The sequence below is a fragment of the Thalassospira sp. MCCC 1A01428 genome, assembly GCF_002115825.1.
Taxonomy (GTDB): domain Bacteria; phylum Pseudomonadota; class Alphaproteobacteria; order Rhodospirillales; family Thalassospiraceae; genus Thalassospira.
In genome coordinates, this window is sequence record NZ_JFJZ01000009.1 from 160762 (window position 1) to 172431 (window position 11670).

Consider the following 11670-nt stretch of genomic DNA (forward strand, 5'->3'; position numbering starts at 1 on the left):
AAGGATCGACCCATGTCTGCCACTCCCAGGCTTTCCGTTCGCAACATCCGCAAAAGTTTTGGTGCCCACGAAGTTCTGCGCGGCATCTCGCTTGATGCCCATGACGGCGATGTTATCAGTGTGCTCGGGGCCAGCGGGTCGGGTAAATCCACCTTCCTGCGGTGTATTAACCTGCTTGAAACCGCTGATGACGGCGACATTGTGGTAAACGGCGAAGAAATCACCATGAAAACCACCTCGCACGGTCGCAGTGCCGCCAGCCGCAAACAGCTGGACCGCATCCGCACCAACCTCGGCATGGTGTTTCAATCGTTTAATTTATGGTCACATATGACCATTCTTGAAAACATCATCGAAGGCCCGGTTCATGTGCAAAAACGCCCCCGCGCAGAATGTGTTGCCGAGGCCGAGGCCCTTTTGGAAAAAGTCGGCATTGCCGATCGCAAGGATTATTACCCCGCCCATCTTTCAGGCGGGCAAAAACAGCGCGCCGCCATTGCCCGCTCCCTTGCCATGAAACCAAAAGTCATCCTGTTTGACGAACCGACATCGGCACTGGACCCCGAACTGGTGGGCGAAGTTTTGCGCGTGATGCGCGACCTGGCAGCCGAAAAAATGACCATGCTGGTCGTCACCCACGAAATGGGCTTTGCCCGCAATGTGTCCAACCGTGTCATTTTCATGCGCGAAGGCCAGATCGATTGCGACGGCACCCCGCAAGATATGTTTGGCGGCAAAGGCTCCCCTTATTTCCAGCAATTCATCCGGCATATGGAAACCGAAAATGACGCTGCATAATGTTGTTCTCGACACTGGCCTGACCTGGCACGATGTTTCCGCCATTGCCCATGGCGCCCCGCTTGAAATTGCCCGCGCCCCGGCCGAACGCATTACCAACGGTCGCCTGATAGTCGATGCGCTGGTCAGCCGTGGCATTCGCGCCTATGGCATTACCACCGGCGTTGGCGCGCTGGCCGATAACGTGGTGGACCGCAGCGCACAGGCGCAGCTTTCACGCAATATCATCCTCAGCCATGCCTGTGGCACCGGGCCGTTGCTGCCCGCCCCTGCCGTTCGCGCCATTATTGCCGCTCAAATCAACAATTTCTCGCATGGCTATTCCGGGGTTTGCCCGGCCACGGTTGCCGCCCTTCAGGCGTTGCTAAATTACAATTGCATTCCCTCGGTGCCGTCCAAAGGGTCGGCCGGGTATCTGGTGCATATGGCCCATATCGCCCTGGTATTAATCGGGCACGGTCAGGCCACCCTGAACGGCGAAACAATGCCGGGTGCCGACGCATTGGCAAAAATCGGCCTTGCCCCCCTTACCTTGCAAGCCAAGGAAGGGCTCAGTCTGGTAAATGGTACTTCCTGTTCTGCCGGTCTGGGCTCGTTTGCGCTTGCACGCGCCTATCGTCTGGCTGACTGGGCCGATGCGGTTGCCGCCATCACGCTTGAATCATCAGGTGCGCAAATGGCCGCGTTTGATGAAAATATCCTTGCCTTGCGCAAATCAACTGGCATTCAGCATGTTGGTAAAACCCTGCGGGCGCGCCTGGCACATAGCCGCCTGATCGATCTTTCCCTGGGCAAACGCACCCAGGATGCGCTCAGCCTGCGTGCCACCCCTCACGCCCACGGCGCTGTCCGCGATGTTTTTGCCAACACCGCCCAAATCGTCGATCAGGAACTGGCGTCCGTTACCGACAACCCCATCGTTCATGGCACCCCGGACGACCCCAAGGTCGCCTCCGAGGCTCACGCCGTTGCCCCGGCCCTTGCCCTGGCGCTTGATGGTCTGGCCATTGCCATTTCCCAGCTTTCCATGCTGTCTGAACGGCGTCTGGACCGGCTTGTAAACCCGTTGGTCAGCGGCCTTCCCGCCTTTCTTACCAACGATCCCGGTGTTGGCTCCGGCCTTATGATTGCGCAATATACCGCGGCCGCCCTTGCCGCCGAGAACCGCCGTCTGGGCGCGCCCGCCAGCCTTGATGGCGGCATTACTTCCGCCCTTCAGGAAGACTACCTTGCCCATCCCACGGCGGCGGCCAACAAATTGCTTCAGGTGCTCGATAATACCGAACAGGTTCTGGCAATTGAATTGCTCGCTGCCGTTCAGGCCGCCGATCTGGTTGCTGCCGATGTTAAAAACGGGGCCGAAATGCGCGCACCGGGTACGAACGCCATCTATGATCAGGTCCGCAATCTGTTGCCAAGCTATGGCGACGACCACGCCCTTGGTAACGACCTCGAAACCTTGCGCCACCTTATTGCGACCAGCGAACCGGCCCCCATACCGGCGCCAGCCTAAATCGTATGTGCCGTGCAAACAGGGCAAAGCCGACGCTTCCCTGTTTGCTGTGCCTGCTTAATAAAAACTGGCTGTTATCACTGGCAAAGATATAAAATCCGGGTCATCAAAACCTGCTGCCATCAAACCGGGTATAACCGGTAAAACCAAAAGGATTGCCCCATGACTACCCGCTATGATGTTGCCGTAATTGGCCTTGGTGCCATGGGCAGTGCCGCCCTCTCATTTCTGGCAGCCCGCGGTGTCCGGGTTATCGGGTTCGAGGCGGCCAGCCCCGCTCATGGCCTTGGCTCGTCGCATGGCGACAGCCGCCTGATCCGCCTTGGTTATTTCGAAGACCCCAGCTACGTCCCCTTGCTACACCGTGCCTATGAAAACTGGCGCAGCCTTGAAACCCGCCTGCGCGAACGCATTTTGCACGTTACCGGCGTGTTGCAAATCGGCAAACCCGACAGCAAAATCATCACCGGCACGCGCGCCTCTTGCAACATGCACAATTTATCCTGCGATGAACTTAGCGCAGATCAAATGCGTAAACGATTTCCGGTTTTCGGGCTGGAAGACGATGAAATTGCTTTACTTGACCCGCAAGGTGGCTGGTTGAAACCCGAAGCCGCCATCTGGGGTTATCTGCGCATGGCCGCTGCCGATGGGGCCGCCTTGCACATGGGCTCAAAGGTTGATCAGATCGACCCCGATGATAATGGCGTTAACATTGTTGCGGGCGAACATACCTATCGTGCCAGCAAGGTCATTGTTGCCACCGGGTCGTGGATCTCGCAATTAATTCCAGCCTTGCAAAACATCGCCAATCCAATCCGTCAGGTGGTGGCATGGTATCGCCCGGCCAACGGTTTCGCCACCGACCCGGTCCGTATGCCCGCGTTCTTGCGCGATGAAGGCGAAAACGGTTCGTTCTTCGGCTTTCCCGAAATCGGCCCGGATGGTGTAAAAATTGGCCGCCATGCCCATTTCATGGAAAGCATCAACCCCGATGCCCCGAACCCCGCCGTCAACGACGCTGACCGCGCCCTTCTTGACACCTTTGCCGCCAAAAGCCTGCCCGGCATGGACGGTCGGCGGGTAAACGAAACCACCTGCCGCTACACCATGTTACCGGGCGAAGATTTCCTGCTGGACCATCTCCCCGGCGAAAACCGCGTTATCGTCGCGTCCCCCTGCTCCGGCCATGGCTTTAAATTTACCAGCGTCATCGGCGAAATTCTAGCCGACCAGGCCACCAAAGGCGGCACCGATTTACCCGTGGATGCCTTTACATTTGATCGCCTGATCAAGGCCGCCGAACACGCAAAAGCCACAAAAACCGAAGAGCTTGTTTTACCGCGGTGATACCCGCAACGCGGTAAAACACATTCGCCAAATCTACCTGATCGGCCCCGCAACTACCCGGTTGCGGGGCCGTATCATGTTCAGCCTGCCCAGTGTGAATTACGAATAACCTGGCAAAAATTATGCCGGTGGAAATGGGGCTCCTTATCGGCGATCACGTCCGCTTTGACATTGCCAAAGGTGGTATGCGGTTTGTGGCAAATGCCATCGTAAAACGCCTGAATAATCTCTTCCTTGAAACGGGATTGGCGCGGATGGGCCTTTACAATGGCGCGACGCTGATCATCGGGGAATTTTTCATATTCCATACCCAGCACGTCCATCTCGACACCGGCTGTGACCAGCGCAACAACCGGGTGCATATGTTCCGGAATGCCCGGCGTGGTATGCAGGGCAATGGATGTCCAAACAATATCGATATCCTGCTGCGAAATGCCGCGCGCCTTTAAAAACTGCTGCGCGGCATTGGCCCCGTCAACCTCAAATCGCTGATCAGCACTACTGTGACCGGGCATCAGGCCCATATCATGAAACATCGCCCCGGCATAAAGCAGTTCGGCGTCAAATGTCATACCCTTTCGCTGGCCCGTCGCGGCGGCGAAATAATAAACCCTGCTGGAATGGTGAAACAAAAGATCGGTTTCAGTGTCGCGCACAAATTCGGTAATCTCGCGCGTCAGGGCGCTATCAGGAATGGCGATTTCGGCAAGTGAAGCGGTCATGGTCAACTCCGTTAATTGTGAATTGCCAAAGTGTATCGCCTTGCCTATTCTGTCCTCAATTATCGTAATACGACGATTTCCGCCAAAACAGGATAAATACGGTCGCCATGCCCCCGTCAACCAGAACCGTGGCCATTTTTGCTGCAAATGGTGCCCAGATGCTTGATATTTCAGGCCCGCTGGATGTCTTTGCCGAAGCCAATCGCCAACGTGGCAGTGTTTATTATGACCTGAAAATCATCACCGAAAATACGGGGTCACTTACTACGTCATCAGGCACAAAAATCCTGCCGGATTTAACCATTGCCGATACTCTATGCACCGGTATTGATACCCTGCTGGTAGCAGGCGCCCCGCACGCTGATCAGATCACACCCTCGCTGGCACTTAAAACCTGGCTAACGCATATGTCAAAAACAACCCGTCGCTACGGGTCGGTGTGCAGCGGGGCATTTTTTCTGGCCCATGCCGGGGTGCTCAACCATCGCCGGGTTACAACGCACTGGGCCGTCGCCGACACCTTAAAGCTGCACTTTCCCGATATCATTCTCGATATTGATGCCATTCATACCCGCGACGGACGGTTACGCACAGCTGCCGGTGTAACCGCTGGCATGGATCTGGCCCTTGCGCTGGTGACCGAGGATTTGGGCCCCGCCCTCGCCCAGGATATCGCGGCTCAACTGGTAATGTTTTTCAAACGTCCGGGCGGGCAAATGCAGTTTCGCCGTAACCGCACTCTCGCACCAACCGGTCGCGCCGCCTTGCAGGAAGTACAGCGCTGGGTCAGCACCCGGCCAGACAAAAAACACACCGTCGCCTCCCTCGCCGCACGCAGCGGCTTAAGCCCGCGCCATTTCTCCCGGCTGTTTCATGATGAAGTGGGCCTCACCCCGGCCGACTGGATTGAAAATGTGCGGATCGAACATGCCAAAACCCTGTTTCACGATGGTAATCTTGCCCCCAAACAGGTCGCATCCCTGTGTGGATTTGGCGATATCGATACGTTCCGACGTGCCTTTGTCCGGCGGGTTGGCATCACCCCGGCGGACTATCGCAAACGTCACGGTATCATCCATACCGATTAACAAGGTGAAAGCGTTTTCACGCCGGTTTCCATACACAAAAAAGCGGCAGAAACCATAGGATTTCTGCCGCTTCCAATACAAGGTTATTAAAGTCTGACTGTTTTACATCAACTAACCCTGATTGCCCGAAACCAGTCTGTTGCCTTGATCATCGCCTCGGCCTTCGGCCCCGACAATTCGGCATTTTCCAGGTCAGGCACCTCGGGGCCAGCCCGCGTGCACGCTTAACGTTGCATCGCATTTTTCAGTCATGTTATTTTCCGGAAATAAGGGTACCGGTGGCCCTTAAATACCCAAGCCGCCCGCCATATTCAGGGTTTCACCGGTAATATAACCGGCCGATGGCCCGGCCATAAAGCAAACGGCATCGGCCACTTCTTCCAGGGTGGCAATGCGCCGGATCGGGTGCATATCAAGGATGGCATCCCGGTTGGGCAGTTCACCGGCAACGTCGGCTGCCATGTCGGTGGGCATAATGCCGGGCTGAATAACATTCACGGTAATGTTGCGCGGGCCAAGATCACGGGCAATCCCGCGGGCATAACCAACAAGGGCGGTTTTTGTTCCAGCGTAATCAGCCACACCGGGAAATGGCACATATGCCCCCAAAAGCGATCCGATAAAAATAATACGCCCGCCATCATTCATTTTCGGGGCAGCAGCCCGGGTATTGGCGATGGTGCCCAGTACATTGACCTGCCACTGGCGGTTATAGGCATCACCGTCCAATGCCGGATCATCAACCTTGTGGCCCTGAATGGCGATACCGGCATTGTTAACAAGAATATCAAGCTGGCCAAACTCGGCCATGACAGCATCAATTAACGGCTTTGCCGATGCAAGGTCTGATTGATCACTTTTAATCGCAATGGCCCGCGCCTCTTTAGCTTTCAGCTTTGCCACCACGGCTTCTGCCTTGTCCGCCGATGTCGCATATGTAATGGCAACAGCGGCCCCGCGCTCCGCCAGCTGTTCGGCAATCACAGCACCCAGCCCACGTGATCCACCGGTAACAATAGCAACTTTTCCGTTCAGAGATTTGGTCATAGCCAATCCTTAATTTGTAAAATCCCGGCGTTCCTGATGGGAAAAATCCGGGATTTAGTTTTGTAACGATCATTAATATAATGACTGTTACGAAACTGGACACAAGCTGTCAAGCAGTTTAATAATGGTCCTTATGAAAACGATTGGTGCGAATTAATGGGACGTCCTCGCAAGATAGACGAAGAAAAAGCACTTGATGCCGTCGTGTGCGTATTCTGGCGCAAAGGCTATGAAGGCACGTCTTATGCTGACCTGACAAAAGCTGCCGGCGTTGAACGCCCGGCGCTGTATTCCGCATTTGGCAACAAGGAACAACTGTTTCGCCACGCTCTGACACGTTATTATGACCGTTATCTGGATTTCATCCCCGAAGCATTACAATTGCCAACCGCACGCGCAGTTGCCACCCACCTGCTCTATAAAACAATCGATCTCAATACCCGCTATCCCGAACATCCCGGGTGCCTGGGCATTAATGGTGTTCTTGCCGGTTCGGACGACGCCGAACCCGTGCGTCAGGCCCTGATCGACGCCCGCACCGATGGCGAAGAAAAAGTTCGCAAACGGTTTGAGCAGGCCCAGGCCGAAGGCGATTTGCCTCAAACAGCGAAACCCGCCGCCCTGGCCGCATTCCTGATGACGGTAACACATGGCATGGCCGTGCAAGCAAAGGCCGGGTTCAGCCGCGAAAAACTGGAAACAATCGTGGAACAGGCCCTGTCTACCTGGCCATCGGCATAACCGCGGGTATAACACCCGTCCCCGCCGGTTTTCCTAAAAATTGCTGCATAGCTGTCCAATCACGTCCCTGAACCAGCAATGTGCCGGGTGGGCATCGGTACGGCGATGCCAAAGCAACTGATAGGAAATACCCGGCAATTCAAAGGGTGGCTTAAAAACAGTTAACCGATCAGAAAACCCGCTGGCATGCACAATTCCGCTTAAAACAGTTGCCAGCATGTCACTTTGCGCCACCAGCGACGGCACCGCATATGTATAAGCCACTGTTACAGCAAGGCGGCGCTTAAGCCCCTCTTTGGCAAGGGCTGCATCCACAAGGCCGCGATCTTCGGCTTCGGGCGAAAACAGCACATGCCGCCCTTCGGCATACTCCCGCATCGACCGGGCAAAACGCGAAACATCGGTTCCCTTGCGGGCAATGCCAACAAATTCCTCAGACCATAAATGTCGCGATAAAATACGGGCTTCATTGCCCGGCGATACCCCAATCGCCAAATCAGCCTGCCCTTCATCAAGCATCCGAATGGCATCCTGACGATTACGCAAGGCGCGAATACGCAAATCCACACCGTGGGCCACGTCACGCAACATCTTTTCCAGTGGCACCAGCAATAACTGCGCAGGATGTTCCGCCAAAGCCAGCGAAAACACCTGCTGTGACACCGCAGGCTGAAAATCGGTTTGCAAGGACAAGGCACCATCCACCGTTGCCAGTATGGTGCGAAAGGCCGGTGCCAGCTCCATCGCGCGGGGCGTGGGCATTAACCCTTTTGGTGCCCGAATAAAAAGCTCGTCGCCGGTAATATGACGCAACCGGTTCAGGGCGGCGCTAAGGGCGGGTTGCGTCAGTCCAATCCGCTGGGCGGCCCGTGTCACATGGCGTTCCGCCATCAAGGCATCAAACGCAACAATCAGGTTTAAATCAAATCCCGCATAATTCATAAAATTGATAATTCCAAATAACTATTATTGATTTCAATTATGGTAATTCATTCCCTACCTTCAGGTCATCATAATTTGAACCGGAGCCTGAAATGACCCTTCCAACCCTTCCAACCCTTCCAACCGTTCCCTCGTCCCAAGCAATGGCACTTACCAACGGCCAAAAACGCGCCCTGGAAAATCTGTATGCGGCCCTTGCAACCGACGATGTCGATCTTGTTGACCATGCCCTGACCGAAAACTGGGATGACATCCCGCTGGGCCCCGGCCAGCAACCGGGCCGCGACGGTATCAAACCCGTCTTTCGCATGTTTCGCACTGCCCTTCCCGACCTGGCCCTGACCATCGAAAACATCATCGCCGAGGCCGACCGCGCCGCAGTGCGCCTGCGCATGACCGGCACCCATAATGGCCCGCTTATGGGCATCGCCCCGACTGGCAAGCCCATCGATATCGTTATTCATGAATTTCACGAATTTACCGGCGACCGCCTGTCACGCACCTGGCACCTCGAAGACCTGCTTGGCCTGTTCGCCCAAATCGGTACATGGCCCAACCTCGGACAGGGAGACGCATAATGAAGGCCCTTCAGGTCGTAAACTACCAACCGGCTTCGTCTGCCCAACTTGTTACCTTGCCCGACCCGACACCCGGCGAAAACGACGTTCTCGTGCGGGTTCAGGCGGCGGCTTTCAATCCGCTTGACGCCAAACTGTCCCAAGGCGTCATGCAGGCCTTTTTCCCGCTCACCTTCCCCTACATTCCCGGCACCGATTTCGCCGGTGAAATTATCGCAGTGGGCGGCAAGGTCAAAAACTTTGCCATTGGTGATACTGTTTTGGGCCGTGCTGATCCCACGGCAGGCGGCGCAATGGCCGACATAATCTGTCTCGACCACACTCTAATCGCGCTGTGCCCGTCCGGGCTGGCACCCGCCACAGCGGCCTGCCTGCCGACCCCGGCCGGCGTTGCGCAACTGGCTCTTAATACGTTAAATTCCGGGCCAAATGCACCTTTGCTGATTACAGGCACAGGGGCCGTGGCCCGGGCGGCAATCTTGCTGGCACGGTCTCAAGGTCCGGGTCCAATTTATGTTTTGGGCGATGGTCTGGACCGTGTTGCAAATCTTGGTGCTACGCCGGTATCACCAACCGACCCCGCCCTTGCCGACATCATGACAAAAACCGCCCATGTGCTTGATACAGCCGGTGGGCATTTGCAAAAAGCTGTTTTAAATCACGTGCAGCCCGGCACCCATATTGCCACTGTCTCCGTCCCGATTGATGAAGCCACGGCAACCGCCAAGGCACTTAAAACAGGCTTTGTTTTCCTGCAAACAGATCCCGCCATTCTGGCAAACCTTGCCAATATGGCGCTTGCCTCGCCCCTTGCCGTACCAAATATCACGACATTCGCCCTTGCCGATAGCATCGCTGTCTTTAATGATTTCGCTAACGGCACCCTCAAAGGCAAACCTGTTATGGTCGCCTCAACCTCCTGATCCGGACGGGGCTATCCTGTAACAGTGCTACCCAAAAAACACTTCTGGCCGTCGCCCTTCGCAGGGCGGCGGCCTTGTCGTATCTGTAACCTGTCGTATTTCCGGCCATAATGTGGTTCATTCACCGGGTAATGAACGGCCATCATTTTCACATTGAACAAGAAAATGGTTGAAACCGGTGCCATCTGCGACAAGATTGCGCGTAACAAGGATACCACCTGTTTACCGCCCGTCGGTAAATACAGATCACAGTTGAAAAGAGCATCACATGAAGCGGGTTATCATCGCCATTACCGGGGCCTCGGGCGTTATCTATGGCGTGCGCGCCCTTCAGCTTTTACGTGATGTCCCCGATATCGAAACCCATGCCATTATTTCCCCCTCGGCCCTGCGCACCGCCCTTGCCGAAATCGACATGGATGCCGACGAAATCCGTTCCTATGCCGATGTGGTCTATAATTACCGCGATATCGGGGCCGCTGTGTCATCAGGTTCATTTCGCACCGCCGGAATGCTGGTTGCCCCCTGCTCGATCAAAACACTTAGCGGTATCGCCAATTCCTATAACGACGAACTGATTGTCCGTGCTGCTGATGTCTGTCTGAAAGAACGGCGCCGGGTTGTCCTTATGCTGCGCGAAACCCCGCTTCATGCCGGGCATATAAACCTTATGCAGCAAGCCACCCAAAACGGTGCCATCATCATGCCTCCGGTTCCGGCCTTTTACAGCCGCCCACAAACCATCGATGAAATGGTCACTCAAACCACCGGCCGCGCCCTGGACCTGCTCGACATTCACCTGCCCGTCGTAAAACGCTGGACCGAAGAAAACGAGACAGCCCCAATGACAGACCCCGGCCAGTTTACAAACTAACCGGGGTCTAAAAAGACACAAATTCAAGCTTAATTGAGGTTTTTTCGCCCTTTTTGGGCTGTTTTTCTTGCACGATCCTGCAAAACGGTTTGTGCTGGATGCCGCGTTACGTGTGCGCGGGGCGGTGCTGGGCGGCAATATCGCGCGACGGCGACAGGCCGAACAACCGGCTATATTCCCGGCTGAATTGTGACGGGCTGTCATACCCCACCAAAAACCCGGCCATGCCGACATCCTGTTTTTCCACCAGCATCAACCGGCGTGCCTCTCGCAAACGCAACTGCTTTTGATACTGCATCGGCGTCATCGCGGTAATTGCTTTAAAGTGGTGATGCAAGGATGATGCGCTCATACCAACATGTTTCGCAAGGTCTTCAATACGCAGGGGTTGCTTGAAATTTTCGCGCAGCCAGGCAATTGCGCCGGCGATGCGATTGGCCGGGCTTTGTGCAGTGGCAATTTGTAATAACGTGCCCCCAAACGGCCCGCGCAACAAATGATAAAGAATTTCTTCCTCTATCAGGCAGGCCAGACCTGCGACATCGTCGGGGCGTTCAAGCAAACGCATCATCCGCAACACCGCATCAAGCAAGGCATCAGGGGCTTTGTGCACGGCAATGCCAAAACCGGGATTTTTATCAAGGTGCCGTTTATCAAAGGCGATCCGCGTCATCACGGTTTTCAGGGCATCATGGTTAATTGCCATGCCCAAACCATACATCGGTTTTTCGGGGGTTGCCTGAACAACCCATGACTCAACCGGCATATCAAGCGAGACCACCACATAATCGCCCGGCCCATAGGATAATTTTTGTGTGCCCACTGTCGCCTGTTTTGCCCCTTGTACAATCATGGCGAAACAGGGCCACTGGGCGGTATGAACGGGTTGATTGGTTGCTGTTTTGCGACCGATCATAAGATTGTCGATCGCTGTCGGGATTTGGCCATCTTCGTTAACGAAGCGTTCAATGATACGGACAATTTCTGCAAGGGATTCAGATTGGTTCAAACAGTCCTCCGCCGATCAGGTTAGAGGGCGAGAATGCCCGAGACGGTAAAAAGTACAAAGCAGGAACTAGGCTCAGGACTCATTA

Annotated in this window: 12 protein-coding genes; 8 read left to right on the forward strand and 4 right to left on the reverse strand. The window is 55.3% G+C overall.

Translation table 11 applies throughout. The features are described from left to right. Window positions 1-12: 12 nt before the first annotated feature. The 3 genes from THS27_RS10115 to solA all read left to right on the forward strand — a co-directional run bounded on the left by THS27_RS10115 (window position 13) and on the right by solA (window position 3661). Window positions 13-798: an ABC transporter ATP-binding protein gene (locus THS27_RS10115; RefSeq protein ID WP_085590405.1), complete on the forward strand. Its 786-nt coding sequence runs from the start codon at window positions 13-15 to the stop codon at window positions 796-798. Then, window positions 785-2311, forward strand: coding sequence for a histidine ammonia-lyase (gene hutH, locus THS27_RS10120; RefSeq protein ID WP_085590407.1), 1527 nt, complete (start codon window positions 785-787; stop codon window positions 2309-2311). The genes THS27_RS10115 and hutH overlap by 14 nt, the downstream gene beginning before the upstream one ends. A 162-nt stretch (window positions 2312-2473) precedes the next feature. Then, window positions 2474-3661, forward strand: a complete 1188-nt coding sequence (gene solA, locus THS27_RS10125) for an N-methyl-L-tryptophan oxidase (RefSeq protein ID WP_085590409.1) — start codon at window positions 2474-2476, stop codon at window positions 3659-3661. A gap of 80 nt (window positions 3662-3741) precedes the next feature. Here the strand turns inward: solA and THS27_RS10130 are convergent, their stop codons facing one another. Continuing rightward, entirely contained in the window at window positions 3742-4383 is a 642-nt protein-coding gene (locus tag THS27_RS10130) for an HD domain-containing protein (protein WP_085590411.1), read from the reverse strand. A gap of 107 nt (window positions 4384-4490) precedes the next feature. On the opposite strand from THS27_RS10130, the gene THS27_RS10135 reads away from it, so the two are divergent. Then, the gene (locus THS27_RS10135) at window positions 4491-5471 is read left to right on the forward strand and encodes a GlxA family transcriptional regulator (RefSeq protein ID WP_085590413.1); all 981 of its coding nucleotides are present in this window, start codon (window positions 4491-4493) and stop codon (window positions 5469-5471) included. A gap of 285 nt (window positions 5472-5756) precedes the next feature. On the opposite strand, the gene THS27_RS10140 is transcribed toward THS27_RS10135, so the two are convergent. Beyond that, window positions 5757-6518 (reverse strand): SDR family NAD(P)-dependent oxidoreductase, encoded by a 762-nt coding sequence (locus THS27_RS10140; RefSeq protein ID WP_085590415.1) that lies wholly within the window; start codon window positions 6516-6518, stop codon window positions 5757-5759. A 156-nt stretch (window positions 6519-6674) separates the two neighbouring features. Between THS27_RS10140 and THS27_RS10145 the strand changes: the two genes are divergently transcribed. After that, entirely contained in the window at window positions 6675-7259 is a 585-nt protein-coding gene (locus THS27_RS10145) for a TetR/AcrR family transcriptional regulator (protein WP_085590417.1), read from the forward strand. A gap of 33 nt (window positions 7260-7292) precedes the next feature. Here the strand turns inward: THS27_RS10145 and THS27_RS10150 are convergent, their stop codons facing one another. Next, window positions 7293-8201 (reverse strand): LysR family transcriptional regulator, encoded by a 909-nt coding sequence (locus THS27_RS10150; RefSeq protein WP_085590419.1) that lies wholly within the window; start codon window positions 8199-8201, stop codon window positions 7293-7295. Window positions 8202-8293: 92 nt separating this feature from the next. Between THS27_RS10150 and THS27_RS10155 the strand changes: the two genes are divergently transcribed. The 3 genes from THS27_RS10155 to THS27_RS10165 all read left to right on the forward strand — a co-directional run bounded on the left by THS27_RS10155 (window position 8294) and on the right by THS27_RS10165 (window position 10576). Beyond that, window positions 8294-8779, forward strand: coding sequence for an ester cyclase (locus tag THS27_RS10155; protein ID WP_085590421.1), 486 nt, complete (start codon window positions 8294-8296; stop codon window positions 8777-8779). Then, window positions 8779-9702 carry an NADP-dependent oxidoreductase gene (locus THS27_RS10160; protein WP_168184866.1) on the forward strand — a complete coding sequence of 308 codons (924 nt, stop codon included), beginning with the start codon at window positions 8779-8781 and terminating at the stop codon, window positions 9700-9702. The genes THS27_RS10155 and THS27_RS10160 overlap by 1 nt, the downstream gene beginning before the upstream one ends. Before the next feature lie 268 nt (window positions 9703-9970). Further along, window positions 9971-10576: a UbiX family flavin prenyltransferase gene (locus THS27_RS10165; protein WP_085590425.1), complete on the forward strand. Its 606-nt coding sequence runs from the start codon at window positions 9971-9973 to the stop codon at window positions 10574-10576. A gap of 106 nt (window positions 10577-10682) precedes the next feature. Here THS27_RS10165 and THS27_RS10170 read toward each other — a convergent pair whose 3' ends face one another. Then, the gene (locus THS27_RS10170; protein WP_210402876.1) at window positions 10683-11585 is read right to left on the reverse strand and encodes an AraC family transcriptional regulator; all 903 of its coding nucleotides are present in this window, start codon (window positions 11583-11585) and stop codon (window positions 10683-10685) included. Between the last annotated feature and the right edge of the window lie 85 nt (window positions 11586-11670).